This window comes from Nonomuraea sp. NPDC050202 (genome assembly GCF_040656115.1).
In the GTDB taxonomy this organism is placed as follows: Bacteria; Actinomycetota; Actinomycetes; order Streptosporangiales; family Streptosporangiaceae; genus Nonomuraea.
Genome location: NZ_JBFALF010000001.1, coordinates 688516 through 713496 on the forward strand (window position 1 = coordinate 688516; position 24981 = coordinate 713496).

24 protein-coding genes are annotated in these 24981 nt (G+C 72.5%); 16 read left to right on the plus strand and 8 right to left on the minus strand.

The window, feature by feature from the left end; translation table 11 throughout:
• The first annotated feature begins 19 nt into the window (after positions 1–19).
• The 4 genes from AB0I79_RS03425 to AB0I79_RS03440 all read left to right on the plus strand — a co-directional run bounded on the left by AB0I79_RS03425 (position 20) and on the right by AB0I79_RS03440 (position 5387).
• Positions 20–790 carry an IclR family transcriptional regulator gene (locus tag AB0I79_RS03425; RefSeq protein ID WP_357866309.1) on the plus strand — a complete coding sequence of 257 codons (771 nt, stop codon included), beginning with the start codon at positions 20–22 and terminating at the stop codon, positions 788–790.
• Positions 787–1650: an SMP-30/gluconolactonase/LRE family protein gene (locus tag AB0I79_RS03430; protein WP_357866311.1), complete on the plus strand. Its 864-nt coding sequence runs from the start codon at positions 787–789 to the stop codon at positions 1648–1650. The genes AB0I79_RS03425 and AB0I79_RS03430 overlap by 4 nt, the downstream gene beginning before the upstream one ends.
• 11 nt (positions 1651–1661) lie before the next feature.
• Complete coding sequence (locus AB0I79_RS03435) at positions 1662–2510, plus strand: fumarylacetoacetate hydrolase family protein (RefSeq protein ID WP_357866313.1); 849 nt, start codon at positions 1662–1664, stop codon at positions 2508–2510.
• A 63-nt stretch (positions 2511–2573) separates the two neighbouring features.
• On the plus strand, positions 2574–5387 hold the full coding sequence (locus AB0I79_RS03440) for an FAD-binding and (Fe-S)-binding domain-containing protein (protein WP_357866314.1): 2814 nt from the start codon (positions 2574–2576) through the stop codon (positions 5385–5387).
• An 11-nt stretch (positions 5388–5398) separates the two neighbouring features.
• Here AB0I79_RS03440 and AB0I79_RS03445 read toward each other — a convergent pair whose 3' ends face one another.
• Positions 5399–6283: a hypothetical protein gene (locus tag AB0I79_RS03445; protein ID WP_357866316.1), complete on the minus strand. Its 885-nt coding sequence runs from the start codon at positions 6281–6283 to the stop codon at positions 5399–5401.
• A 94-nt stretch (positions 6284–6377) separates the two neighbouring features.
• Here AB0I79_RS03445 and AB0I79_RS03450 point away from each other — a divergent pair, with 94 nt between their 5' ends.
• From AB0I79_RS03450 to AB0I79_RS03480, 7 genes are all read left to right on the plus strand, one after another.
• A complete protein-coding gene (locus AB0I79_RS03450) occupies positions 6378–6530 on the plus strand; it encodes a hypothetical protein (RefSeq protein ID WP_357866318.1) in 153 nt (50 codons plus the stop codon).
• Positions 6531–6629: 99 nt separating this feature from the next.
• Positions 6630–7544 carry an LLM class F420-dependent oxidoreductase gene (locus AB0I79_RS03455; protein ID WP_357866320.1) on the plus strand — a complete coding sequence of 305 codons (915 nt, stop codon included), beginning with the start codon at positions 6630–6632 and terminating at the stop codon, positions 7542–7544.
• Positions 7545–7727: 183 nt separating this feature from the next.
• On the plus strand, positions 7728–9338 hold the full coding sequence (locus tag AB0I79_RS03460; protein ID WP_357866321.1) for an FAD-dependent oxidoreductase: 1611 nt from the start codon (positions 7728–7730) through the stop codon (positions 9336–9338).
• 15 nt (positions 9339–9353) lie between these two features.
• The gene (locus AB0I79_RS03465) at positions 9354–10559 is read left to right on the plus strand and encodes a cytochrome P450 (protein WP_357866323.1); all 1206 of its coding nucleotides are present in this window, start codon (positions 9354–9356) and stop codon (positions 10557–10559) included.
• Positions 10560–10665: 106 nt separating this feature from the next.
• Positions 10666–11787 (plus strand): mandelate racemase/muconate lactonizing enzyme family protein, encoded by a 1122-nt coding sequence (locus tag AB0I79_RS03470; protein ID WP_357866326.1) that lies wholly within the window; start codon positions 10666–10668, stop codon positions 11785–11787.
• 3 nt (positions 11788–11790) lie between these two features.
• Positions 11791–12915: a mandelate racemase/muconate lactonizing enzyme family protein gene (locus tag AB0I79_RS03475; RefSeq protein ID WP_357866328.1), complete on the plus strand. Its 1125-nt coding sequence runs from the start codon at positions 11791–11793 to the stop codon at positions 12913–12915.
• 10 nt (positions 12916–12925) lie between these two features.
• A complete protein-coding gene (locus AB0I79_RS03480; protein ID WP_357866330.1) occupies positions 12926–13642 on the plus strand; it encodes a FadR/GntR family transcriptional regulator in 717 nt (238 codons plus the stop codon).
• Between the two features lie 4 nt (positions 13643–13646).
• On the opposite strand, the gene AB0I79_RS03485 is transcribed toward AB0I79_RS03480, so the two are convergent.
• The 5 genes from AB0I79_RS03485 to AB0I79_RS03505 form a co-directional block, all read right to left on the minus strand.
• Positions 13647–14921 (minus strand): glucarate dehydratase family protein, encoded by a 1275-nt coding sequence (locus tag AB0I79_RS03485; RefSeq protein ID WP_357866332.1) that lies wholly within the window; start codon positions 14919–14921, stop codon positions 13647–13649.
• On the minus strand, positions 14918–15313 hold the full coding sequence (locus AB0I79_RS03490; protein WP_357866333.1) for a universal stress protein: 396 nt from the start codon (positions 15311–15313) through the stop codon (positions 14918–14920). The genes AB0I79_RS03485 and AB0I79_RS03490 overlap by 4 nt, the downstream gene beginning before the upstream one ends.
• Positions 15310–16821, minus strand: coding sequence for a tripartite tricarboxylate transporter permease (locus AB0I79_RS03495; protein WP_357866334.1), 1512 nt, complete (start codon positions 16819–16821; stop codon positions 15310–15312). Before AB0I79_RS03495 ends, AB0I79_RS03490 begins: the two co-directional genes overlap by 4 nt.
• A gap of 9 nt (positions 16822–16830) precedes the next feature.
• Positions 16831–17382 (minus strand): tripartite tricarboxylate transporter TctB family protein, encoded by a 552-nt coding sequence (locus tag AB0I79_RS03500; RefSeq protein ID WP_357866335.1) that lies wholly within the window; start codon positions 17380–17382, stop codon positions 16831–16833.
• Between the two features lie 68 nt (positions 17383–17450).
• Positions 17451–18458 (minus strand): tripartite tricarboxylate transporter substrate binding protein, encoded by a 1008-nt coding sequence (locus AB0I79_RS03505; RefSeq protein ID WP_357866336.1) that lies wholly within the window; start codon positions 18456–18458, stop codon positions 17451–17453.
• A 169-nt stretch (positions 18459–18627) separates the two neighbouring features.
• Here AB0I79_RS03505 and AB0I79_RS03510 point away from each other — a divergent pair, with 169 nt between their 5' ends.
• The 3 genes from AB0I79_RS03510 to AB0I79_RS03520 all read left to right on the plus strand — a co-directional run bounded on the left by AB0I79_RS03510 (position 18628) and on the right by AB0I79_RS03520 (position 21925).
• Complete coding sequence (locus tag AB0I79_RS03510; protein ID WP_357866338.1) at positions 18628–19572, plus strand: LysR family transcriptional regulator; 945 nt, start codon at positions 18628–18630, stop codon at positions 19570–19572.
• A 106-nt stretch (positions 19573–19678) separates the two neighbouring features.
• Positions 19679–20593: a 5-dehydro-4-deoxyglucarate dehydratase gene (gene kdgD, locus AB0I79_RS03515; protein WP_357866340.1), complete on the plus strand. Its 915-nt coding sequence runs from the start codon at positions 19679–19681 to the stop codon at positions 20591–20593.
• Between the two features lie 30 nt (positions 20594–20623).
• Positions 20624–21925: an enolase C-terminal domain-like protein gene (locus AB0I79_RS03520; protein WP_357866342.1), complete on the plus strand. Its 1302-nt coding sequence runs from the start codon at positions 20624–20626 to the stop codon at positions 21923–21925.
• A 36-nt stretch (positions 21926–21961) separates the two neighbouring features.
• On the opposite strand, the gene AB0I79_RS03525 is transcribed toward AB0I79_RS03520, so the two are convergent.
• Positions 21962–22828 carry a DUF72 domain-containing protein gene (locus AB0I79_RS03525; protein WP_357866343.1) on the minus strand — a complete coding sequence of 289 codons (867 nt, stop codon included), beginning with the start codon at positions 22826–22828 and terminating at the stop codon, positions 21962–21964.
• 68 nt (positions 22829–22896) lie between these two features.
• Between AB0I79_RS03525 and AB0I79_RS03530 the strand changes: the two genes are divergently transcribed.
• Positions 22897–23754, plus strand: coding sequence for an NAD(+)/NADH kinase (locus tag AB0I79_RS03530; RefSeq protein WP_357866345.1), 858 nt, complete (start codon positions 22897–22899; stop codon positions 23752–23754).
• A gap of 68 nt (positions 23755–23822) precedes the next feature.
• Here AB0I79_RS03530 and AB0I79_RS03535 read toward each other — a convergent pair whose 3' ends face one another.
• Positions 23823–24290: an adenylyltransferase/cytidyltransferase family protein gene (locus AB0I79_RS03535; RefSeq protein ID WP_357866347.1), complete on the minus strand. Its 468-nt coding sequence runs from the start codon at positions 24288–24290 to the stop codon at positions 23823–23825.
• 171 nt (positions 24291–24461) lie between these two features.
• Here AB0I79_RS03535 and AB0I79_RS03540 point away from each other — a divergent pair, with 171 nt between their 5' ends.
• Positions 24462–24914 (plus strand): ATP-binding protein, encoded by a 453-nt coding sequence (locus AB0I79_RS03540; RefSeq protein ID WP_357866349.1) that lies wholly within the window; start codon positions 24462–24464, stop codon positions 24912–24914.
• Positions 24915–24981: the final 67 nt, after the last annotated feature.

Genomic DNA, 24981 nt, shown 5'->3' on the forward strand with positions numbered 1-24981 from the left:
ATGGTCTAGGGTTCGGAACATGTCCGAGCAAAACTCCGCGGACAAGCTCGTCGGCTCCGACCGCGTGCTGGCGGTGCTGGCCGAGCTGGCGCGCCATCCCGACGGCATCGGGCTGGAGGAGATGGCGCGGGCGGTGGCGAGCCCGAAGCCGACGGTGCACCGCGCGCTGGCCGCGCTGCGCCGCGCCGGCCTCGCCGCCCAGCACGGCCACGGCCGCTACGTGCTGGGCGACGAGTTCCTGCGGATGGCCTTCGCGCACCACGAGGCCCGGCCCGACCACGTCCGCGTCATGCCGGTGCTCAGGGCGCTGTGCGAGCGTTACGGCGAGACGGCGCACTACGCCGTGCTCGACGGGCCCTCGGTCGTCTACCGGTCCAAGCTCGACCCGGCCGCCGGGGCGGTGCGGCTCAGCTCGGTGGTGGGCGGCCGCAACCCGGCCCACTGCACGGCTGTCGGCAAGGTGCTCCTCGCCGACGCGCTCAGGACCGAGGACGCGGTCCGCGCCTGGGCGGACGGCCGCACGCTGGAACGGCCGACCGAGCAGTCGATCGGCACCGCCGAGGAGCTGCACGCCGAGCTCGTCCGCATCCGCGAGCAGGGCTACGCCACCGACGACCAGGAGAACGAGCCCGGGGTCAACTGCGTGGCCGTCGCCGCCTACCTGACCTCGCCCACCGTGCCCAGCGGCGCGATCAGCGTCAGCGGCCTGGCCTACCGCACGCCGCTGCGCAAGCTCGTCGACGACGTGCCCGCCATCCGCGCCATCGCCTCAGGAGAGGACCTTCCGTGACGTTCACCGCCGTCCCGGCCTCGGCCGACGTCTACGAGCTGGGCGAAGGCCCGGTGTGGGACGCCGGCCGGCAGCGCCTGCTGTGGGTCGACATCGTCGCGGGCACCGTGTACGAGGGGCGCCTCGACGCGGAGACCGGCCGCGTCACGGTCAGCGGCCGGCACGTCTTCGACGGCACCGTGGGCGCCGTGGCCGTGGCGGCCGATGGTGAGCTGATCGTGGCCGGGCAGGCCACGCTGATCAGGGCCGACGCCGGCGGGAGCCGTACGGAGCTGGCCAGGGTGCTGCCCGAGGGCGTGCGCAGCCGGCTGAACGACGGCGCCGTGGACCCGGCCGGGCGGTTCCTGATCGGCAGCCTGGCCCAGGACGGCCGCCACGGTCAGGAGGTGCTGGCCCGCCTCGACAGGACCGGGCTGACGTATCTCGACACCGACCTGGTGCTCTCCAACGGCCTGGCCTGGGCCAATGGCCGGCTCTACAGCGTCGACACCATCCCCGGCACGATCTGGGTCCGCGACTACGACCCGGACAGCGGCAGGGCCGGGCCGCGGCGGGAGGCGTTCACCATCACCGACGGCTCGCCCGACGGGATGTGCGCCGACGCCGGCGGCAACCTGTGGATCGCCAACTGGGGGCTCGGCCGCGTCGAGTGCCGCACTCCCGCCGGAGAGCTGCTCGACGTCGTCGAGACCGGCGCCCCGCACACCTCCAGCGCCGCCTTCGCCGGCCCCGATCTCGACGTCCTCGTCATCACCACGGCCACCATCGGCCTGAGCGACCCCGGCCCCGACGACGGCCGCCTGTTCACCGCCAGGGTGGGCGTACGCGGCCTGCCCACGCCCTACTGGAACCCCTGCTGAGAGAGACCCCCATGTACCTCATGCGCATCGGCGCGCCCGGCGCCGAGAGGCCCGTCGTCCGCATCGACGACACTCACTACATCGACGTCTCTGACGTCACCCCGGACTTCGACGAGCGCTTCTTCGCCGCCGGCGGCCCGGCCCTGCTCGGCGACCGGGTCGCGCGCGGTGACGTGCGGGAGTTCGCCGGTGAGCGGATCGGCGCGCCGATCGCCCGGCCGCACCAGATCCTGTGCATCGGCCTCAACTACAGCGACCACGCCGCCGAGACCGGCCAGGCCGTGCCGGACGAGCCGATCCTGTTCACCAAGTCGCCGAACACGCTCGTCGGCCCGTACGACGACGTCCGGATCCCGCGCGGCGCGACCAAGACCGACTGGGAGGTGGAGCTGGGCATCGTCATCGGCCGCCGCACCTCCTACCTCGACTCGGTGGAGGAGGCGAAGGACGCGATCGCGGGCTACTGCGTGGTCAACGACGTCAGTGAGCGCGCCTTCCAGATGGAGCGCGGCGGCCAGTGGAGCAAGGGCAAGTCCGCCGAGACGTTCAACCCGGCCGGGCCGTGGCTGGTCACCCCCGACGAGCTCGCCGACGTGAAGAACCTCGGCATGTGGCTGGACGTCAACGGTGTGCGCCGCCAGACCGGCACCACCAAGACGATGATCTTCGACCCGTACGTCATCGTGCACCACCTGAGCCAGTTCATGGTCCTGGAGCCCGGCGACCTCATCAACACCGGCACCCCGCCCGGCGTCGGCATGGGCCACGACCCCCAGATCTGGCTCCAGCCGGGCGACGTGATGGAGTTGGGTATCGAGGGCCTCGGCAGCCAGCGCCAGCAGGTCATCGCCCCCCGCTGAAGCCGCCGGCGGGCGCCGTCATGACGCGCGCCGCTGGACACCTCGTTGGAACACGGAGAAAGCATGAGCCTGACCGCACCCGATCCCGCAGTCCTGGCCGCAGTCGAGGCCGCCGTCCCCGGGATCGCCAGGGCGCGGGCGAGCGACCGGCTCGGCCTGGCTCACGACGCCTCGCACTACCTGCTCACGCCGCAGGCCGTGCTGGTGCCGGAGAGCGCGGAGCAGGTGGCGGCGCTGCTGCGGACGGGGCTGCCCCTGACGTTCCGCTCGGGCGGCACCAGCCTGAGCGGGCAGGCCGTCAGCGAGCACCTGCTCGTGGACACCCGGCGGCACTTCCGCGCCATCGAGGTGCTGGACGGCGGGAACCGGGTGCGGGTGCAGCCCGGCGCGGTGCTGAGGCAGGTCAACGCCCGCCTCGCCCCGTACGGCCGCAAGCTCGGCCCCGACCCGGCCAGCGAGTCGGCGTGCACGATCGGCGGCGTCGTTGCCAACAACTCCAGCGGCATGACCTGCGGCACGCACGCCAACACGTACCAGACCCTGGAGTCGATGACGATCGTGCTGCCCAGCGGCACCGTCATCGACACCGGCGCACCGGACGCGGACGAGCGCCTGCGGGCGTTCGAACCGGAGCTGGCGGCCGGCTTGGAGCGACTGCGCGACCGAGTCCGGAAAAATCCGGACTCGGTGCGCCGCATCCGGGCCCAGTTCTCGCTCAAGAACACCATGGGTTACGGGCTGAACAGCCTGCTCGACCACGACACGCCCGCGCAGATCCTCGCCCACCTCGTCATCGGCAGCGAGGGCACGCTCGGCTTCGTCGCGGAGGCGATCTTCCGCACGGTGCCCGCGCACCGGCTGGCCGCCACCGGCCTGCTCGTCTTCCCCACCCTGCACGCGGCGATGGCCGCCGTGCCCCACCTCGTCGAGGCCGCCCCCGCCGCCGTCGAGCTGCTGGACGCCGAGTCCCTGCGGGTGGCCAGGACCGACGCCGAGGCCGGCGAGATGCTGCGCTCGCTCGCCGTCGCCGAGCACGCCGCCCTCCTGGTCGAGTGGCAGGAGTCCGAGGAAGACCTCCTGGCCGGGCGCGAGCGCGCGGCCGGGGAGCTGCTGCCGGAGCTGGAGCTGGCCGTCCCCGCCTCGCTGAGCAGGGACGCGGGCGGCCGGGCGGCGCTGTGGCACATCCGCAAGGGCCTGTACGCCTCGGTCGCCGGCGCCCGCCCCAGCGGCACCACGGCCCTGCTCGAAGACGTCGCCGTTCCGGTGCCCGCCCTGGCCGAGCTCTGCGACGAGCTGACCGGCCTGTTCGCCCGGCACCGGTACGAGCGCAGCGTCATCTTCGGCCACGCCAAGGACGGCAACCTGCACTTCATGCTCAACGAGCGCTTCGACACCGAGCTCGACCGCTACGCCGCCTTCACCGAGGACATGGTCGAGGCCGTCCTGTCCAGGGGCGGCACGCTCAAGGCCGAGCACGGCACCGGGCGCGTCATGGCCCCGTTCGTGCGCCGCCAGTACGGCGACGAGCTGTACGAGGTGATGCGCGAGATCAAGCGCCTGTGCGACCCGGACGGCACGCTCAACCCGGGCGTCGTGCTCACCGACCGCGACGACGCCCACCTGCGCGACCTCAAGCACGTGGTCGCCGTCGAGCCCGAGGTGGACCGGTGCGTGGAGTGCGGCTACTGCGAGCCGGTCTGCCCCAGCCGCGACCTGACCACCACCCCGCGCCAGCGCATCGTGCTGCGCCGCGAGCTGGCCGCCGCCGTTTCCGCCGGCGACCATGACCTCGCCCGCGAGCTGGAGTCGGAGTACGGCTACGACGCCGTGGACACCTGCGCCGTGGACGGCATGTGCGCCACCGCCTGCCCCGTCGGCATCAACACCGGCGACCTGACCAAGCGCCTGCGCGCCGAACGCCACGGCCGCGCCGCGCGGCAGGGCTGGAAGAGCGCCGCCAGGCACTGGGACGGCGTCACCCGGGCGATGAACCTCGCCCTGGACACCGCCGCCGCCACCCCGCCCGCGCTGCCCGAGGCCGGCAGCCGCGCCGCCCGCGCCCTCGCCGCCGCGGAAGCCGTCCCCCAGTGGAGCCGCGACCTGCCGCGCGGTGGGTCGCGCCGCCGCCCGCTGCCGAACCCCGAGGCCGACGCGGTCTACCTCCCGTCCTGCCTGAACACCATGTTCGCCCCCGCCGACGGCGGGCCCGGCGTGATGATCGCGTTCGCCCGGCTGGCGCGGCGCGCGGGCGTGCGGCTGCACGTGCCGGAGGGCATCGCCGGGCTGTGCTGCGGCACGCCCTGGTCGTCCAAGGGCTACTCCGCCGGCCACGAGGTCATGGCCGGCCGCGTCCGCGACGCGCTGCTCGAAGCGACGGACGGCGGCCGCCTCCCGGTGATCAGCGACGCCGCCTCCTGCACCGAGGGCTTCGCCCACCTCGGCCTGGAGGCGACGGAGCGGGAGGTGACGGGCCTGGAGGTGACGGGCCTGGAGGTGATGGACGCGGTCGCCTACACCGCCGAGCACCTCCTGCCCCGCCTGGCCGTCAAGCGCCGCCTGCCGTCCCTGGCCCTGCATCCCACCTGCTCCTCCACCCGCCTGGGCCTGGACGCCGCCATCAACCGGATCGCGCAGGCGGTCGCCGAGGAGGTGACGGTCCCGCAGGACTGGCAGTGCTGCGCGTTCGCCGGCGACCGCGGCCTGCTCCACCCCGAGCTGACCGCCTCCGCCACCCGCGCCGAGGCCGCCGCCGTACGGGCCGGGGAGTTCGCCGCGCACGCCTCGGTCAACCGCACCTGCGAGCTGGGCATGACGCGGGCCACCGGCAAGCCGTACCACCACCTGCTCGAACTGCTCGACCGGGCCACCGCGCCCTGACCGGCGCCGTGCTACTCGTGGGGGAGCAGGTACCGCCACGACAGCGCGATGTGCTCGCCGGACGGGGTGCGGTAGACGTGCCGGCCCCCGTCGGCAGGCACCAGCCGGGCGATCTTCCGCGCCTTGTCGCCCTCGTAGTCCTCGGTCTCCTTCCGGGGCGGCGCGGGCAGGCCCCGCGGCCACGGGTCGGCGTCGATGCCGGGGGCGTTCAGCCGCTGGGCGGACAGCCTCACCCGGGTGTTGGTGTAGGGGCGGCCCTTCGCGGCGGCGAGGTCGGCCAGGCGGCTGAGCCGGTCGTCGGCGCCGGCGAGCGCGGGGGCGTAGGCGTCCCGGGTCATGTTCAGATGCGGTACGTGTACCTCGTGCATCCCGCCCCCGCTGTCGACGCCCAGGACCGTGGCCGGCGCGTCGTACACCGTGGGCGTGCCGGGCCGGGGTGACGCGGTGGCGGGTTGCCCGGCCAGCTCCCGGCCCAGCTCCTTCACCAGGGTTTCGACCTCCGCGGGTGGCAGGCGCAGCTCGTGGGCGGCGTCGGCGATGGCCCGCCCGTCGGCGTAGACGACCAGCGAGGGAGGGCGTACGGCGACGAGGCCGGAAGCCGCCAGGCCGCCCACGTGCAGCCACATGGCCACCGGACGCCCGTCGGCGGCCGCTGTCACCCCGGCAGCGGGTGCGGCGGTGGTGGGCGCGGTAGAAGGCACGGTAGGAGGCGCGGTACGAGGCACGGTAGGAGGCACGGTAGAAGGCACGGTGGCCGGCTTGCTCGCAGGCGGGGCGGAGGGCCGGCCGAGCCGTTCAGGGCTCGGGGTGGCCGGGCCGGCCTGTCGTGCCTGCGCGCCCCCGCAGCCCGCGAGCACCGGCACCAGCACCATGACGACGATCGAACTCCATCTCATGCCACCTCAAACGATCATCGTCGGCGTCCGGTTCAACCAGGCGCGCCGGTGTTCGCGGGGCCTGAGATCCGTACGGGCGGGCAGAGACCTCCCCATGCACGCCCTCGACATCCTGGCCATCGTGGCGCTCCTCGCCGGCATCGTTCTCGCGCTCTCCCAGAAGGTGTGGCCCGTGGCGCTGCTGTGCCTGGGTTTGTTCCTGGCCGTCCTCGCCGACGCCGGCGTGATCCCGGCGCAGGCCCCATGACCGGGATGGCCGGGAGCACGGCACGTCATTAACCTGCCTCGACCATGGGCTGTTTATCGTGGATCTTGCAAGCCCGGTCCGACGAGGTGGTGGAGCGCGATGCCGGAGACGAGCGAGATCGAGGCGCTGAAGCGGCGCATGGGGCGCGTGGGGGTCTGGAACGCCACCCTCAGCAGGGAACCGGCCTCGGTCGAGCGGGAGGCCGCCGCGGAGATCGAGAACCTGGGCTTCAGGACGCTGTGGGTCGGCGAGACGCCGAACGGCAAGGAGTCGCTGACCCACGCGGCGATCCTGCTGGGCGCCACGAGCAGCCTCACGGTGGCGACCGGCATCGCCAGCATCTGGGCGCGCGACCCCATCGCCGCCGCCAACGGCGCCAACGCGCTCGCGGAGGCGTACGAGAGCCGTTTCGTGCTCGGCCTCGGCGTCAGCCACGCGCCCGTGGTGTCGGTGCGCGGGCACGACTACCGCAAGCCGGTGTCGGCCATGCGCCACTACCTCGACGCCATGGACGCCACCGAGTACGCCGGCCCGCTGCCGGAGCCCGCGCCCCGGGTGCTGGCCGCGCTGCGCCCCAGGATGCTGGAGCTGGCGGCCCAGCGGGCGAGCGGGGCGCATCCCTACTTCGTGCCCCCGGAGCACACCGCCCGCGCGCGGGCCGCGCTCGGCCCCGAGCCGCTGCTGGCGCCGGAGCAGACCGTCCTGCTGGAGACCGATCCGGACCGGGCGCGGCGCATCGCCCGCCAGTTCACCTCGCGCTACCTGGCGCTGCCGAACTACGCCAACAACCTGCGCGAGCTGGGCTGGCAGGACGAGGATCTGGCCGACGGCGGCAGCGACGCGCTGGTCGACGCCATCGTGGCGTGGGGCGATCCGGAGACGATCATCCAGCGGACGCGCGCGCATCTCGACGCGGGCGCCGACCACGTCTGCGTCCAGCCGCTCACCGCCAGCGCCGAGGAACTGCTCGAGCACCTGCGCGTCCTGGCCCAGGCCGACATCATCGAGACCTGAGCGCGCCGCCCGCCCATCGCGCGTGCCAGTCCCGGCCTCGGCAAGGGCAAGGGAAAGGAATGGAGCGGGCGGGCTACGGCCCGCGACGAGGGGGAAGGGCTCGGGGAGCCGGGCCCGCCTCCGGCGAGGAGGGGCGGGGCGCTCCCCACCGGCAGCCGTCGCGGTCGACCGGGGGAGTGGCTTGTGCGAGTCGTCGTCGATCTGACGCGCTGCCAGGGTTACGGGCAGTGCGTGTTCCTCGCGCCGGACGTCTTCACCATGCACGACGAGGCGCTCCTGTACGACCTGCAGCCCGCCGGCGAGCAGCGCGAGCACGTGCTCAGGGCGGCGGCGGCCTGCCCCGTCCAGGCCATCCACCTCGACAGGACGGCGCTGCCCATGCCGCCGCCGGGGCAGCGGGAGGCCGAGCCGCCGCCTCCGGCGTCCGGCGCCGCGGGGAAGGACGGCAGGATCGTGATCGTGGGCGCCTCGCTGGCCGGGGCGCGGGCGGCCGAGGTGCTCAGGCGGGAGGGTTTCGCCGGGTCGCTGACCATGATCGGCGACGAGACGCGCGAGCCGTACGACCGGCCGCCCCTGTCCAAGCAGGTGCTCACCGGCCAGGTCCCGCCCGAGCACACCCTGCTGCCCCGCCTGCGCGAGGTGGAGGCCGAGCTGCTGTTCGGCACGCCGGCGACCGGGCTGGACGTGGCCGGCAAGCGCGTACGGCTGGCGGACGGCAGGGAGATCGGCTTCGACCGCGTCCTGCTGGCCACCGGCACCCGTGCCCGCCCCTGGCCGGACGCGGCCGAGGGCGCGCTCGACGGCGTGCACACGCTGCGCGACGCGCGGGACGCCGCAGACCTGCGGCAGGCGCTGGCCGCCGGCCCGCGCCGCGTGCTGATCCTGGGCGCCGGATTCACCGGCAGCGAGATCGCCTCCGTCTGCCGGGAGCTGGACCTGCCGGTGACCGTCGTCGAGCGCGGCCCCGCCCCGCTCTACAACGCCATGGGCGGCGTCATCGGCGACGTGGCCGCCCAGCTCCACCGCGACCACGGCGTGGACCTGCGCTGCGGCACGACCGTCACGGCGCTGGAATCGGACGGGAACGGGCGGCTGCGCGGGGCCCGGCTGTCGGACGGCAGCACGGTCGAGGCGGACGTGGCCGTGGTGGCGCTCGGCTCCGTGCGCAACGTCGATTGGCTGCGGGACTCCGGGCTGGCCGCCGGGGCGTGGGGCGTGACGTGCGACGCGGGCTGCCGGGTCGTGGACATCAACGGCCTGGTCACCGACGACGTCTTCGTGGCCGGCGACATCGCCCGCTTCCCGCACCCGCTGTACGACTACCAGTTCATGAGCCTCGAACACTGGGGCAACGCGGTCGCCCAGGCCGAGGTCGCCGCGCACAACATGGTGAGCGACCAGGCGCACCGCTGGCCGCACCTGTCGGTGCCGGTCTTCTGGTCCAGCCAGTTCGGCGTGAACATCAAGTCGGTCGGGGTGCCCACGTTCGCCGACCAGGTCGTCTTCACCCAGGGCTCGCCGGAGCAGCGGCGGTTCGTCGCCGTCTACGGCTACCAGGGCCGGATCACCGCGGCGGTCACCTTCGACCAGGCCATGTGGCTGGAGTTCTACCAGCGCCAGATCGAGCGGGCGGCCCCGTTCCCGCCGGACTTCCGCCACGTCGGCGGCGGTGCGGACGGGGAGCCGGTGCCCGCGCGGGTCCCCGAGCGGCTGGTGGCCACCGCGGGGGCGACGGTCGTGGTGACCGGCCACGACCCGGCGGAGCGCCGCGCCTCCCTGGTGCACCCACGCTGACAGCAGGAGAAGAGCATGAACGTCCTGAAGCAGATCCTCGACCCGGCCGCCCGCGCCGACCCGTACCGGTTCTTCGGCGCGCTCCGCGAGAGCCCCGTGGCGTTGCAGGACGACGGCACGTACCTGGTCAGCACCTACCGGGAGATCGTCGCCCTGCTGCACGACCCGCGCATCAGCTCCGACCGGCGCAACCTCGACAGCGCCGCGCCCCACGAGCCGGACCTCCACCCGTCCTTCATCGGCCTCGACCCGCCGGAGCACGACCGGCTGCGCCGCCTGGCCATGCGGCACTTCGGCCCGCCGCACTCGCCGGGGACGGTCGAGCGGCTGCGCCCGAAGATGCTCGCCCTCACCACCTCGCTGATCGACGCCCTGGCCGGCAGGAACCGGGCCGACCTCGTGGACGAGGTGGCCTACCCGCTGCCGGTGGCGGTGATCTGCGCGCTGCTCGGCGTGCCGGAGGAGGACGAGCCGCGCTTCCACGCGCTGGCGGACGAGGTCGTCGAGACGCTCGGGCCGGGGGAGGAGGACCGCGCGGAACGCGAGCGGGCGCGCGGGGCGGCGGCCACGGAGCTGTCGCGGTATCTCGCCGGGCTCGCCGAGACGCGCGGCCGGGAGCCGCGGGACGACATGCTGTCGGGGCTCATGACCTACCGCGGCCCCGAGGGCGGCATGACGCAGGACGAGGTGGTGGCCACGTCGGTGCTGCTGCTGATCGCCGGCCACGAGACCACGATCAACCTCATCGCCAACGGCATGCTCACCTTCCTGCGTCGCCCCGAGCTGCTGGAACGGCTGCGCGAGGAGCCCGACCTGATCATCCCCGCCGTCGAGGAGCTGCTGCGATACGAGCCGCCCGTGCAGTTCGTGTCCTCCCGGGTGGCCCTGGACGACATCACGATCGCGGGCACCACGATCCCGGCGGGGGCGCCCGTCGTGCTGGCCATGGCGGCGGGCAGCCGCGACCCCGGCCACGTGGCGCATCCGGACGAGTTCGACCTCCACCGGCCGCGCAACGAGCACCTCGGCTTCGGCGGCGGCGTGCACTACTGCTTCGGCGCCCCGCTGGCCAGGATGGAAGCGCAGATCGTGCTGAACGAGCTGGTCCGCAGGCTGGACAACCCGCGGCTGGTCGCCGACCCGCCGCCCTACCGGCCGAGCGCCGTCCTGCGGGGGCCGCGGCACCTGGTGGTGGAGTACGACGGCGTGGCCCCCGCGTGACGCTCGGGGCCGGGCGCGGATCGGGGCGTCGTCCAGAGTTGTCATACGACTTATGGAGTCATACGATGACAGATGAATCTGCCGCCGACCACGCCGAGGACCCTCCATGGACCGCATCCGCCACGTCGCCCTGTCGTCCGTCACGCTCCCGCTCGACGTCCCCATCAGTGACGCGAAGGTGCTGACCGGGCGGCAGAAGCCGATGACCGAGATCGTTTTCCTCTTCGCCGAGATCTCGACCGAGAACGGCCACAGCGGCACCGGCTTCAGCTACTCCAAGCGGGCCGGCGGCCCCGCCCAGTACGCGCACGCCAAGGAGGTCGGCGAGAACCTGCTCGGGCAGGACCCGTCCGACATCGGCAAGGTGTACGAGTCGCTGCTGTGGGCCGGCGCGTCGGTCGGCCGGTCCGGGGTGGCCACGCAGGCGCTGGCCGCGATCGACGTGGCGCTGTGGGACCTGAAGGCGAAGCGGGCGGGGCTGCCGCTGGCCAAGCTGCTGGGCGCCTACCGCGACTCCGTCAGGACGTACAACACCTCCGGCGGGTTCCTGCACGCGCCGATCGAGGAGGTCAAGGCGCGGGCGACGCAGTCGCTGGCCGACGGCATCGGCGGTATCAAGATCAAGGTGGGCCAGCCGGACATGCGGGAGGACCTGCGCAGGCTGGCGGCCGTGCGGGAGCACCTCGGGGACGGGGTGCCGCTGATGGTGGACGCCAACCAGCAGTGGGACCGGGCGAGCGCACTGCGGTTCGGGCGGGCGGTGGAGGACCTGGGGCTGGTGTGGATCGAGGAGCCGCTGGACGCCTACGACGCCGAGGGGCACGCCCAGCTCGCCGCCGCGCTCGACACCCCGATCGCCACCGGCGAGATGCTCTCCAGCGTCGCCGAGCACGTCCGCCTCATCGAGGCCCGCGCCGCCGACATCATCCAGCCCGACGCCCCGCGCGTCGGCGGCATCACCCCGTTCCTGCGCCTGGCCACGCTCGCCGACCACGCGGGGCTGCAGCTCGCGCCGCACTTCGCCATGGAGATCCACCTCCACCTGGCCGCCGCGTACCCGCGCGAGCCCTGGGTGGAGCACTTCGAGTGGCTCAACCCGCTGTTCAACGAGCGGCTCGAGACGCGTGACGGCCGCATGATCGTGCCGGACCGGCCCGGCCTCGGGTTCACGCTCAGCGAGCAGTGCCGCAAGTGGACGGTGGACTCCGTCGAGTTCGGGAAGGCCTGAGCCGTGCGCATCGCGTCGGTACGGTTCGGCCGCTACGCCGTGCCGCTCGCCCGGCCGGTCAGCGACGCCAAGGTGGCCACGGGGCGGCAGCGCCCCCTGGCCCGGATCGACGTCCTGACCTGCGAGATCGCCACGGAGGACGGCCTGGCGGGGCTGGGGTTCTCCTACACGACCAGGGCGGGCACGCCGGCGCAGTTCGCGCACGCCAAGGAGGTCGGCGAGCTCCTGCTGGGCGAGGACCCGTCCGGCATCGGGCGGATCCACGACCGGTTGTTGTGGGCGGGCGCGTCGGTGGGCCGGTCGGGGGTGGCGACGCAGGCGCTGGCCGCGATCGACGTGGCGCTGTGGGACCTGAAGGCGAAGCGGGCGGGGCTGCCGCTGGCCAAGCTGCTGGGCGCCTACCGCGACTCGGTGCGGGTCTACAACACCTCCGGCGGTTACCTCCAGGCTCCGATCGAGGAGGTACGGGAGAAGGCCACGCGGTCGCTGGCCGGCGGCATCGGCGGTATCAAGATCAAGGTGGGCCAGCCGGACATGCGGGAGGACCTGCGCAGGCTGGCGGCCGTGCGGGAGCACCTCGGGGACGGGGTGCCGCTGATGGTGGACGCCAACCAGCAGTGGGACCGGGCGAGCGCGCTGCGGTTCGGGCGGGCGGTGGAGGACCTGGGGCTGGTGTGGATCGAGGAGCCGCTGGACGCCTACGACGCCGAGGGGCACGCCCAGCTCGCCGCCGCGCTCGACACCCCGATCGCCACCGGCGAGATGCTCGCCGGGGTCCCCGATCTGGTCCGCCTCGTGGACCTGCGGGCGGTGGACTTCCTGCAGCCCGACGTGCCCCGCGTCGGCGGCATCACCCCCTACCTCAAGGTCGCGGCGCTGGCCGACCACGCGCACCTCCAGGTCGCGCCGCACTTCGTGATGGAGATCCACGTGCACCTGGCCGCGGCCTACCCGCGCGACTCCTGGGTCGAGCACATCGAGTGGCTCTCGCCGCTGTTCGAGGAGCGGCTGGAGATCGCGGGCGGCCGGATGACCGTGCCGGACCGGCCGGGGCTCGGCCTCACCCTCTCCGGGCGGGCCAGGGACTGGCGGCTGGACGAGGTCGAGTTCCACGCGGACGGCCGGTAGATTGTCCGCCGTGCCGCCCGATCACCGACTCGACCGCGACACCGGTCGCGGGCTCGCGCACGAGCTCGTCGAGCGGCTCAAGGCCCGCATCCTGGCGGGCGAGATCCAGCCAGGGCAGAAGCTGCCCACCGAGTCGTCGCTGATCCAGGAGTTCGGGGTCAGCCGTACGGTGGTGCGCGAGGCCGTCTCGCGGCTGCAGGCCGCCGGGCTCGTCGAGACCTTCCAGGGGCGCGGGTCGTTCGTGCTGGCGCTGCCCGCCTCCACGGCGTTCTCCGTGGAGGCGTCGCAGGTGCGGACCCACCGCGACGTCCTCGACATGATCGACTTCCGCATCGGGGTCGAGACGGAGGCGGCGGGGCTGGCGGCCGAGCGGCGTACGGATCTGCAGCTCAAGGCGATCGAACGGGCCCTGGTCGATCTCGGGCGGATCGGGGAGCAGCCGAGCAGCGCGGTCGAGGCCGACTTCGAGTTCCACCTCAAGATCGCGCTCGCCGCGAACAACCGGTTCTACGCCGATCTGCTCACGTCGCTGGGGCCCATGATGATCATGCTTCCCCGGACGCGGCTGGAGCACGTCTACACGGTCTCCGACGCCACCCACTTCACGCGGGTGACGCTGGAGCACGAGAACGTCTACCGCGCCATCGCCGGCCAGGACGCCGCGGCGGCGCGGGCGGCCATGCGCCTGCACCTGTCCAACTCGCGGGCCAGGCTGCAGGCGCCCTGACCCGTTACCAGCGGGCGGTGTTGGGGGTGAAGTCCGGGACGATCGAGCGCATGTACGCCGTGTCCTCGCGGCCCCGCTGCCCGCACCGGACGTACTGCTCGTGCAGGGCGGCCAGCGCGTCCTCGTCCAGCTCGACGCCGAGCCCCGGCCCGGTGGGCACGGCGATGGCGCCCTCGCGGAACTCCAGCACCCCCGGCTTGACGACCTCCTCCGTCTTCCACGGGTAGTGGGTGTCGCAGGCGTAGGTGAGGTTCGGGGTGGCGGCGGCCAGGTGGGTCATGGCGGCCAGGCTGACCCCGAGGTGCGAGTTGGAGTGCATCGACAACCCGATGCCGAACGTCTCGCAGATGCCCCCCAGCAGCGCCGAGCGGCGCAGGCCGCCCCACAGGTGGTGGTCGGAGAGCACGACCTGCACGGCGTCCGCGGCGACCGCCGGCTTGAGGTGATCGAACGAGATCACGCACATGTTCGTGGCGAGGGGGAGGTCGGTGTGCTTGGAGACCTCGGCCATGCCGGGGATGCCCGGCGTCGGGTCCTCCAGGTACTCCAGCACGCCGGAGAGCCGGTCGGCCGCCTTGATCGAGGTCTCGACGGTCCAGGCGCCGTTCGGGTCGATGCGCAGGGCGTGGCCGGGGAAGGCCGCCGCCAGGGCCTCGACGGTCTCGAACTCGTGGCGCGGCTCGTACACGCCGCCCTTGAGCTTGACGGCGGTGAAGCCGTACTCGGAGATCATCCGCTGCGCCTGGGCGACCATCTGCTCGGGCGTGCGCCCCTCGCCCCAGGTGTCCTCGTCGTGGCCCGGGTGGCCGGCCCACTTGTAGAACAGGTACGCCGAGTACGGCACGCGGTCGCGTACGGCGCCGCCGAGCAGGTCGCTCACCGGCCGGCCGAGCGCCCTGCCCTGCAGGTCCAGCAGCGCCACCTCGAAGGGCGACACCACGGTGTCCACGGCGCTGGAGACCTCCAGCATGCCGCCGAAGCTCGCGCCCGCACCCGCCGTGGAGGCGCCGAGCGTCTCGGTCACGATCCGGCGCAGGGCGTGCAGGTCGAAGACGTCCGCGCCGGGCAGGGCGGCGGCGACCGCCTCCAGCCGCTCCACGTGCGCCTGGTCGGCGTACGTCTCACCGAGGCCCACCAGCCCCTCGTCGGTGTGCACCTGGACGATGGTCCGCAGCACGTACGGCTGGTGCACGCCCACGACGTTGAGCAGGGGCGGGTCGCGGAAGGCGACGGGGGTGACGACGACCCGGCTGATCCGGCCGGCCTCGCGAACGCTCATCGCGCCGCCTTCACCGTCAGCACGGGCACGGTGGACTCCATGAGGATGCGCTGCGCCTCGCTGCCCATGATGAACTTGCCCACCAGCGACCGGTGCCGCAGCCCGATCACGACGAGCGTCGCGCCGGTCTCCTTGGCCAGCGCCTCGAAGGTCTCGGGCAGGTCGTCGTCGTGCAGCGGCTGGCGCAGCTCGGCGTCGACCCCCGCCTCCCGCGCCCGGCGCAGCAGCTCGGCGCCGGCGGCGTCGTCGATCTTGTGCTCGTCGATGGGGGCGCCGCGGCGCGGGGAGTTCACGATGATCACGCGCTCCCCGCGCAGCTTGCCCTCACGCAGGCCCGCGTCGACGGCGGCCTCGCCCTCGGGTGTGGGCAGGTAACCGACGAGGATGGTCATTTGATCTTCTCCTCAACACGATCATCGGATGTCTTGCGGCGTATCGCCTTGCGGATCAGTGGCCAGGCCGCCACCACCAGGATCACGGCGAAGATCGTCCCCGAGATGGGCCGGGTGAGGAAGCCGGTCGGGTCGCCGCCGTAGATGAGCAGTCCCTGCCGCGCGGAGCTCTCGATCATCGAGCCCAGCACGAACGCCAGCACCAGCGGCCCCGGCTCGAAGCCGAACTTCTTCATCAGATACCCCAGCACGCCGAACACGATCACCAGGAAGATGTCGTAGACCTGGTTGCGCACCGTGTAGGCGCCGAGCAGCGTGATCAGCACCGTGATCGGGGCCATGATGGCCGGCCGCACCCGCAGGATGCGCACGAACACGCCCACCATCGGGATGCTCATGATCAGCAGCAGGATGTTGCCGATGTACATGGAGTTGATGACGCCCCAGAACACGTCGGGGTGCTCGGTGACGAGCTGCGGGCCCGGCTGGATGCCCTGGATGAGCAGCGCGCCGAACATCAGCGCCATCGTCGCGTTCGCCGGGATGCCGAGCGTCAGCAGCGGGATGAACGAGGAGGTGGCGGCGGCGTTGTTGGCGGTCTCCGGCGCGGCCACGCCCTCGACCGCGCCCTGGCCGAAGCGCTCGGGCTGCTTGGCGCGCCGCTTCTCCAGCGCGTACGCGGCCAGCGACGACAGCACCGCGCCACCGCCGGGCAGCACGCCCAGCACGAACCCGATGAGCGAGCCGCGCCCGATCGCGCCACTGGCCTGCCCGAGATCCTTGCGCGACGGCCACACGTTGCCGACCTTGGCCGGCGAGTGCACCTTGTTGTGCCGCTCCTCCAGGTTGTAGAGGATCTCGCTGAGGCCGAACAGACCCATGGCGATCGGGATGAAGTCGATGCCCTCGGCCAGGTTCAGGCTGCCGAAGGTGAAGCGCTCGGCGCCGGTGAACGTGTCACGGCCCACGGTCGCGATCAGCAGGCCGACGCAGGCGGCGATGATGGCCTTGAGCTTGTTGCCGTTGCCGATCGAGGAGATCAGCAGCACGCCGAGGATGCCCAGGGCGGCGTACTCGGGGGGCCCGAAGTCGAGCGCGAACCCGGCCACGACCGGGGCGACGAGCGTCAGGCCGATGATCGAGACCGTGCCGCCGACGAAGGAGCCGATGGCCGCGATGCCCAGGGCCGTGCCCGCCTTGCCCTGCTTGGCCAGGGCGAAGCCGTCGAAGACGGTGACCACGGAGGACGCCTCGCCGGGCAGGCGGAGCAGGACCGAGGTGATCGTGCCGCCGTACTGGGCGCCGTAGAAGATGCCCGCCAGCATGATGATCGCCGACACGGGCCCGATGCCGTACGTGATCGGCAGCAGGATGGCGATCGTCGCGCCGGGCCCGAGGCCGGGCAGCACGCCGATGAGCATGCCGATGATGACGCCGATGAGGCAGTAGAGCAGGTTGGTCGGCTCCAGGACGACGCCGAAACCGTCGAGGATCGGGGAGATGTCCATGTGACTTTCTCAGATGAGGCGGGGGAGCGGGATCTGCAGCAGCAGCACGAAGAGCACGTAGAACACGGCCACGGCGCCGATGCTGATCACGATGGAGGAGCGCCACGACTCCTTGCCCAGCCAGCGCAGCCAGATGAACATCAGCAGCAGCGAGGGGATCTCGAAGCCGATCACCGGCAGCAGCGCGGCGAGCCCGACGAGCGTCACCAGGCCCACCGCGGTCAGCAGGCTGGAGCGGGAGAACCGCTCGGTGTCCTGCAGGCCGCGGCCCGTGACGACGAGCACCGCCGACAGCACGATGATGACGACGCTGATGGCGAACGGCCACAGGCCGGGGCCGGGCTGGGTGAGCCGGCCGAGCCCGAGCGCGTACGAGCCGACCGCACCGAAGACGCCGACGGCGAGCGCCACCAGCGCGGCCGCGATCTGCGAGATCGGGCCCGCGTGCGGCGGCCTGGCCTCCTCCAGCTCTGCCTGGAGCCGGTCGGCCTCCTCCTGCAGGTCCATCGCGACGGCGGCCTGTTCAGGCTCCGCGCCGGGCGGCTTCGTGGGGTCGGACATGGATATGCACACTCCTTTGTGCCAGTCGACGGCGGCGGCCGGTGTGCGCCCGGCCGCCGTCCCCGTCATCAACCGGCGAGGTTGATGCCGAACTTGTCGAGCTGCGCCTTGAACGTGGTGGAGTCGTTCTGCAACGAGGTGAGGACCTCCTGCGGGGAGACCTCCATCGGGGTGAGCGAGTTCTCCTCGTTGAACTTCTTGTACTCCGGCGTGGCGAACGTCTTCTTGGCCGCGTCGAGCAGCTTGGTCTTGACGTTCTCCGGCGTGCCCTTGGGCGCGGTCAGGAAGCGGTACTGCGTCACCAGGACGTCGTAACCCTGCTCCTTGGCCGTCTTCACGTCGGGCAGGTACGGGATGCGCTCCTGCGAGAAGACGGCGAGCGGGACGAGCTTGCCGCCCTTGATGTTCTCGATGGCCTCGCCGATCTGCATGGTGGACACGTCCACCTGGTTGCCCAGCAGGGCGGTCAGGTTGGGGGCGCCGCCGTCGAAGGGCACGGCCGTGGCCTCGACGCCGGCCGACTTGAAGGTCAGCGCGGAGGCGAGCTGGGCGCCGGTGCCGACGCCGGTGGTGCCGTACCTGATCGTCTTGCCGGCCTTCTTCAGGTCGTCGATCGACTTGAAGCCGGACTGGGCGCTGGTCGCCATGACGTAGTCGTCACGGGAGATGCCGGTGATGACGTCGAACGAGTCGATCTTCGTGGCCTCGGCGGCCGACACCGTGAGCGGCGTGATCGTGAAGAGCGAGGCGTTCTGCACGGCGATCTTGTAGCCGTCGGGCTTGGCCGACTGCAGTTCCTTGGCGTTCAGCGCGCCGTTCGCGCCGGGCTTGTTCAGCACGGGGGTGGAGACGCCGAGCTCCTTGCCGATGCCCTGGGCGAGCGCGCGGGTGATGAGGTCGGTCGAGCCGCCCGCGGAGGCGCCCACGCTGAACTCGATGTTGCCCGTGGGATAGTCGCCGTCCCCGCCACCGGAGGAGGTCGTCTTGACACCACCACAGGCGGTCAGCGCGACCGCGGCGGCGGCGCCGACGACACCCAGGAGGATGCGGCGGGGGGCTGTCCGAGATGTCGGCATTGACTTCTCCTTCATGCGGGCGGGAGCCGCCCGTGGATCTTTGTGAAGCGGAGAGGGAGGTTGCGTAAGGTTACGGCAAGGTTTCCGCTCTGTAGTCTCCGGAGACTATGGACCAGCCTCGATGCCTGTCCAGGCTCAATTCGGTATCGAGTGATACTCTTCCTGCATCATGCTAACACTCGATCAGATCCGGGCTTTCGTAGCGGTCGCCGAGGAGCTCCACTTCGGCCGTGCGGCTGATCGGCTGCGCATGACCCAGCCCCCGCTGAGCAGGCACATCCAGAAGCTGGAGCGGGTGATCGGGGTGACCCTGCTGGAACGTGACAACCGGCGCGTGGTGCTCACCGACGCCGGGCGCGGCTTCCTGGAGGACGCCCGCCGCATGCTGTCGCTCGTCGACACCGCGGGCGACCGGGCGCGCCGGATCGCCAGCGGCGCGGCGGGCACCGTACGGCTGGGGTTCACCGCCGTCTCGGCCATCAGCATGCTCGGCGCGCTGCTGCGGCGGCTGTCGGAGCGGCTCCCGGAGATCGACGTCATCCTGCACGAGCGGGTGACCGCCGGGCAGGTGGACGGCCTGCTGCGCGGCGAGCTGGACCTGGGCCTGGCCCGCCCGCCCTTCGACATCGACACGCTCGACTCGCGCGTCGTCTTCCGCGAGCCGCTGTGCGCCGCCGTGCCGCTCGGCCACCCGCTCGCCGACCTGGGCCGGCCGCTGGCCCCCGACGACTTCGACGGCCTGCCGGTGATCAGCTACAACCCGGTCCAGTCGCGCTACTTCCATGAGCTGACCGTGCGCTTCCTCACCAACGCCCACCCCAGGATCGAGCAGCAGGTCCACCAGATCCTCACCGCCGTGCTGCTCGTCGCGGCCGGCCGGGGCGTGGCCCTGGCGCCCGCGAGCGCGCGCTCGCTCGGGGTGGACGGCATCGCCTTCTGCGATCTCGTACGCGGCGGCGGCGACCCGCTGGACGGCGACGGGGGCACCGGTGAGCCGGTCGAGCTGCACGTCATCTGGAGCCGCGAGTCCACCAACCCCGCGCTCGCCCGCGTCCTGGAGCTGCTACCCGACCTGGAGGCTCGTGATGCTCTATGGGTATCGCCGGATACATAATCGCACTTGGACAAGTATCGCCCCACCTCCTTAGCCTGTCGGCGTCAGTTCTTACCGGCGGTGCGGGAGAATCCCACGGCCGCAAGTGAAGCGAGGAGCGTCCGCCATGCCCCATTACTCCCCGCAGGAGCTCGCCACACAGCTCAAGAGCGGTCTGTTGTCGTTCCCCGTCACCCATTTCACCCAGGACCTGGAGTTCGACGAGGCGGGCTACCGTGACCACCTGGCGTGGTTGAGCTCGTACCCGGTGGCCGGCCTGTTCGCGGCGGGAGGCACCGGCGAGGGCTTCTCGCTGACCGCCGAGGAGATCGACCGGGTGGTCCGCGTCGCGGTGAGCGAGGTGAACGGCAAGGTCCCGGTCATGGCCCCCGCCACCGGCGGCACCGCCAGCGCCGTCGCCCAGGCCAAGGCGGCCGAGGCCGCCGGCGCCGACGGCATCCTCCTCATGCCCCCCTACCTCACGGAGGCCGGCCAGGAGGGCCTGGTCGAGCACGTCTCCGCTGTCTGCCGCGCCAGCGGCCTCGGCGTGATCGTCTACAGCCGGGCCAACGCCGTGCTGAACGACCGCTCCGTGGCGGCCCTGGTCGAGCGGAACGAGACGCTGATCGGGTTCAAGGACGGCGTCGGCAACATCGAGAACCTCACCCGCATCTACGCCTCCGTCGGCGACCGCCTGGCCTACATCGGCGGCCTGCCCACCGCCGAGACGTTCGCGCTGCCGCTGCTGCAGCTCGGCATGAGCACGTACTCCTCGGCGATCTTCAACTTCGTGCCGCAGTACGCGCTCGACTTCTACGCCGACGTCCGCGCCCAGGACCGCGAGGCCGTCTACCGGCGCATCCGCGAGTTCGTGCTGCCGTACCTGGACATCCGCGACCGCACCAAGGGCTACGCTGTCTCGATCATCAAGGCGGGGCTGGCCGCCGTCGGCCGCCCGGCCGGCCCGGTGCGCCCGCCCCTGTCGGACCTGAAGGACGGCGAGCTCGCCGAGCTGACCGCCCTCATCAACAAGATCAGCTAGGGGGCTTCCTTGTCTCCCACGATCCAGCGCGTGGAAGTCGTCCCGGTCGCCGGGTACGACAGCATGCTGCTCAACCTCAGCGGCGCCCACGGCCCGTTCTTCACCCGCAACGTCGTCATCGTCACCGACTCCGACGGGCGCACCGGGCTCGGCGAGGTGCCCGGCGGCGAGGCCATCAGGCGGACCGTCGAGGAGGCCGGCGAGCTGCTGATCCGTCAGCCCGTGGCCCGCTACCGCTCGCTGCTGCGGTCGGTGGCCGAGCGGTTCGCCGCCAGGGACGCCGGCGGGCGCGGCCTGCAGACCTTCGACCTGCGGACCACCGTGCACGCCGTCACCGGCCTGGAGTCGTCCCTGCTCGACCTGCACGGCCAGTACCTCGGCCTGCCCGTGGCCGACCTGCTCGGCGAGGGGCGGCAGCGCGACCGGGTGCCGATGCTGGGCTACCTGTTCTACGTCGGCGACCCCGGCAGGACCGACCTGCCGTACCTGGTGGACGACGGCGGCGACGACGCCTGGTCCAGGCTGCGCCGCCGCGAGGCCCTCACGCCCGACGCCGTCGTCGCGCTGGCCGAGGCCGCGCAGGAGCGCTACGGCTTCGCCGACTTCAAGCTCAAGGGCGGCGTGCTGCCCGGCGAGGAGGAGGTCGAGGCGGTCAAGGCGCTGGCCGCCCGGTTCCCCGAAGCGCGCGTGACGCTCGACCCCAACGGCGGCTGGCTGCTGTCCGAGGCCGTGCGGCTGTGCCGCGGTCTCGGCGGCGTGCTCGCCTACGCCGAGGACCCGTGCGGCGCCGAGGGGCGTTTTTCGGGGCGGGAGACGATGGCCGAGTTCCGGCGCGCCACCGGCCTGCCGACGGCCACCAACATGATCGCCACCGACTGGCGGGAGATGGCCCACGCCATCCGCTCCGACGCGGTGGACATCCCCCTCGCCGACCCGCACTTCTGGACCATGGCGGGGTCGGTCCGCGTCGCCCAGCTCTGCCACGACTTCGGGCTGACGTGGGGCTCGCACTCCAACAACCACTTCGACATCTCGCTGGCCATGTTCACGCACGTCGGGGCCGCCGCGCCGGGCGAGATCACGGCGCTGGACACGCACTGGATCTGGCAGGACGGCCAGGCGCTCACCACGAAGCCGTTCCAGATCACCGGCGGCGCGATCGACGTGCCCGACACGCCCGGCCTCGGCGTCGAGCTCGACCGGGACGCCCTGGCCGCGGCCCACGAGCTCTACCTGCGCCACGGCCTCGGCGCCCGCGACGACTCCGTGGCCATGCAGTTCCTCGTGGAGGGCTGGGCCTTCGACCCGAAGCGGCCCTGCCTCGTCCGTTGAAACCCTGCTAGAACCGCTTGAACCCGCTAGAACCCGCTAGAACAGGGTCAGGGGCTCGTCCGGCGCCGGGCCGTCCGGCATCGGGTCGGGCAGCGGGTCCAGCTCCGGGACGCCGGCGCGTACCTCGTCGTGGAAGCGGCGGGCCAGCCGCAGCGCGTCGGCGTTGTCCGGGGTGTGCACGAACACGGTCGGCTCGCGACCCTCGCGCAACCACCGGGTGACCTGCTCCACCCACGGCCGCCAGCCCTCGATCGTGCGCTCCTCGGCGTCGCGTCCCAGGTAGCGCACGATCGGGCGGGCGGTCAGCGCGCGCGTGCGGCGCGGCACGCGCGGCTTCTTCGTCCACGCGTCGCGCTCGGCGTCGCTGGTGGGCGGGCCGGCGAACATGACCGTGGTGTCGAACGGCACCCATTCGGCGTCCGCGGGGGCCAGGACGCGCTCCAGCAGGCGCTCCGAGCGCTCGTCCGTGAAGAATGCGGGGTGACGGACCTCCACGGCGTAACGGTGCTCCCGCGGGAGCCGTCTCAGGAACGCCGCCAGCGTGCCGAGGTCGGCGGGGGAGAAGGAGCCGGGCAACTGGATCCAGAAGGCGTGCACCCGCGGCCCCAGCGGCTCCATCGCCTCCAGGAACGCCGCCAGCTCAGCCTCCGCGCCCGCCAGGCGGCGCTCGTGCGTGATCGGCTTGGGCAGCTTGATCACGAAACGGAAGTCGTCGGAGGTCTGCGCCGCCCACGACTCGACCGTGGCCCTGGACGGGGTGGCGTAGAACGTCGTGTTGCCCTCCACCGCGTCGCACCAGGTGGCGTAGGCCCGCAGGCGGTCACCGGGGTCGAGGTGGCCGGGCAGATACCGTCCTTGCCAGCGCGCATGTGTCCACATCGCGCATCCCACGTGAAGGCGCATGGGCACGACGTTATCGCCACCCGCGCCCTCTGGCGTCGCCACGGATCGGGTGGTCGTAGTGTGGCGGCATGGGCATGGTCGGGACGGTCGGGCTGGTTCTGCATCCGCAGCGCGACTCGAAGAAGGCGATAGACACGATCCTGCGGTGGGCCGCCGACAAGGGCGCCACCGTGCTCGGCCTGCCCGAGGAGGTGGGCCGCATCGACTGCACCGCCGTCCCGGTGGACGCCGCCACGCTGGTGGAGCGGGCCGACCTGCTGGTCGGGCTGGGCGGCGACGGCACGATGCTGCGCACGATGCGGCTGCTGGCCGGGCGGCCGACGCCCATCCTGGGGGTGAACCTGGGGCGGCTCGGGTTCCTCGCGGAGATCGACGTGGACGAATTGCCCGGCACGCTGTCGGCGATCGACGAGCACGCGTACACGATCGAGCCGCGCATGGCGATCCGCGGCTCGGTGGGCGGGGTGGAGGTGACGGCGTTCAACGACATCGCGCTCGTCCGCATCCCCGGTGAGGGGCTGGCCGCCGTGTCCGTCACCCCGTCGGGCAGCCCCTTCGTCCGCTTTTCCGCCGACGCCGTCATCGTGGCCACCTCCACGGGGTCCACGGCCTACAGCTTCTCCGCCGGCGGGCCGATCGTGTCGCCGCGCGTGGAGGCGGTGCTGGTGGTGCCCGCCGCCGCGCACTCGTCCTTCAACCGGGCGCTGGTGCTGCCGGCGGACGAGGAGGTGACGCTCCAGGTGCTGCCCAGCAGCGGGCGGCTGGCCGTGGAGGTCGACGGGGCCGTGATGGGGCACCTGTGCCCGGGCGACACGGTCACGGTCACGGCGTGGCCGGGGGCCGCCAAGGTGGTGCGGCTGGGGACCACGTTCTACGAGCGCGCCCGCCGCAAGCTCCGCGTGGACGGCAGCGCCGAGGCCGACTGACCCCCGCCCCTGCCTTTACCTCGCCGCGAGTGGCGCGGCGGGCTGGGGCGACTTCCCGGGCGGGTGGGTCAGCCCTTGCCGGCCGCGTTGACGATGCGGGTGGTCGAGCGGTCCGGGATGGCGTCCATCTCCCAGCACTCGGCGCCCAGGATCGCCGCCGCCGCGGCGCGGGCGCCCGCGTGCGGGTCACCCGCCGTGTGGGCGAGCGCGGAGGGGCGCATCGGGGCCAGGAGGTCGATGTAGTCCTCGGGGCCGTGCGCCTCGGGCGGGCCCGTCACGATGAAGACGCCGGTGACGAAGCGGAGCGCGGCCAGCACCTCGGCGCGCTCCACCGATGGGTTGAACGGGCGGGTCGGCCCCTTCCACGCGCGCACGCGCGGATCGTCCTCGACGCCCACGATCAGCGGCAGCCCGCGCGCCGCCACCGCGCCCAGGTAGCGCACATGGCCCACGTGCAGGATGTCGAAGACGCCGGTCACGACCGCCGCCCCCGGCCGCTCGTACGGCTGCGTCCAGACGGCCTCCAGGCTGCTCACACGACCTCCTGCTCCCCCACGGGCCTAGACGACTCGTCGATCGCAGCGTACTCGGTCGGTGAACCGGGACGTGCAAGCGACCTCGGGAAAGGTCATTCCTACCTTTTCGCGATAATCTCCGGGCGGCCCCCGAGGCGTCTCACAACGGCACCGGATTCGGGGGAGGTCACCGTGGCACCGGCGGACTCGCACCACGTGAACGGGGATGATCAGGCCGGCACCGGTGATCTCGTGATCCGGTTGCCGGGGATGCCGTCCCAGGTGGCCAGGGCGAGAGAGCTCGTCACCGCGGCGCTCGGCCGCGACCATCCGCTCTACGACGACGTGGCGCTGCTCACCAGCGAGCTGGCCACGAACGCGATCCTGCACACCAAGTCCGGCGCCGGGGGCTCGTTCACGGTGAGCGTGGCCAGCTCGGCGACGGCGGTGCGGGTGTTCGTGGCGGACGGCGGGTCGCAGGAGCCGCCGTGCGTGTGCCGGACGAGCACGCAGGCCACGAGCGGCCGCGGCCTGCCGCTGATCGAGGCGCTCAGCCACCGCTGGGGGTTCATCAGGGAGGCCGGGTCGACGACGGTCTGGTTCGAGCTGCTGCAGGAACGGGTGCCCGCCCGCATGGCCGGTTAGCCGTCGCTCCGTCTTGATCCGCGGCCGGTCGCGAAGGACCATGGTCAGCGGGAGCCGGCTACGGACG

Bases quoted from the DNA above. Each gene is read 5' to 3' on its own strand.
- AB0I79_RS03470 (WP_357866326.1), top strand. From the start codon at position 10,666: ATGGACCGCATCCGCCACGTCGCCCTGTCGTCCGTCACGCTCCCGCTC.
- AB0I79_RS03440 (WP_357866314.1), top strand. From the start codon at position 2,574: ATGAGCCTGACCGCACCCGATCCCGCAGTCCTGGCCGCAGTCGAGGCC.
- AB0I79_RS03485 (WP_357866332.1), bottom strand. From the start codon at position 14,921: ATGAGCGTTCGCGAGGCCGGCCGGATCAGCCGGGTCGTCGTCACCCCC.
- AB0I79_RS03495 (WP_357866334.1), bottom strand. From the start codon at position 16,821: ATGGACATCTCCCCGATCCTCGACGGTTTCGGCGTCGTCCTGGAGCCG.
- AB0I79_RS03445 (WP_357866316.1), bottom strand. From the start codon at position 6,283: ATGAGATGGAGTTCGATCGTCGTCATGGTGCTGGTGCCGGTGCTCGCG.
- AB0I79_RS03450 (WP_357866318.1), top strand. From the start codon at position 6,378: ATGCACGCCCTCGACATCCTGGCCATCGTGGCGCTCCTCGCCGGCATC.
- AB0I79_RS03500 (WP_357866335.1), bottom strand. From the start codon at position 17,382: ATGTCCGACCCCACGAAGCCGCCCGGCGCGGAGCCTGAACAGGCCGCC.
- AB0I79_RS03455 (WP_357866320.1), top strand. From the start codon at position 6,630: ATGCCGGAGACGAGCGAGATCGAGGCGCTGAAGCGGCGCATGGGGCGC.
- AB0I79_RS03525 (WP_357866343.1), bottom strand. From the start codon at position 22,828: ATGCGCCTTCACGTGGGATGCGCGATGTGGACACATGCGCGCTGGCAA.
- AB0I79_RS03465 (WP_357866323.1), top strand. From the start codon at position 9,354: ATGAACGTCCTGAAGCAGATCCTCGACCCGGCCGCCCGCGCCGACCCG.
- AB0I79_RS03530 (WP_357866345.1), top strand. From the start codon at position 22,897: ATGGGCATGGTCGGGACGGTCGGGCTGGTTCTGCATCCGCAGCGCGAC.
- AB0I79_RS03435 (WP_357866313.1), top strand. From the start codon at position 1,662: ATGTACCTCATGCGCATCGGCGCGCCCGGCGCCGAGAGGCCCGTCGTC.
- AB0I79_RS03490 (WP_357866333.1), bottom strand. From the start codon at position 15,313: ATGACCATCCTCGTCGGTTACCTGCCCACACCCGAGGGCGAGGCCGCC.
- AB0I79_RS03425 (WP_357866309.1), top strand. From the start codon at position 20: ATGTCCGAGCAAAACTCCGCGGACAAGCTCGTCGGCTCCGACCGCGTG.
- AB0I79_RS03505 (WP_357866336.1), bottom strand. From the start codon at position 18,458: ATGCCGACATCTCGGACAGCCCCCCGCCGCATCCTCCTGGGTGTCGTC.
- kdgD (WP_357866340.1), top strand. From the start codon at position 19,679: ATGCCCCATTACTCCCCGCAGGAGCTCGCCACACAGCTCAAGAGCGGT.
- AB0I79_RS03510 (WP_357866338.1), top strand. From the start codon at position 18,628: ATGCTAACACTCGATCAGATCCGGGCTTTCGTAGCGGTCGCCGAGGAG.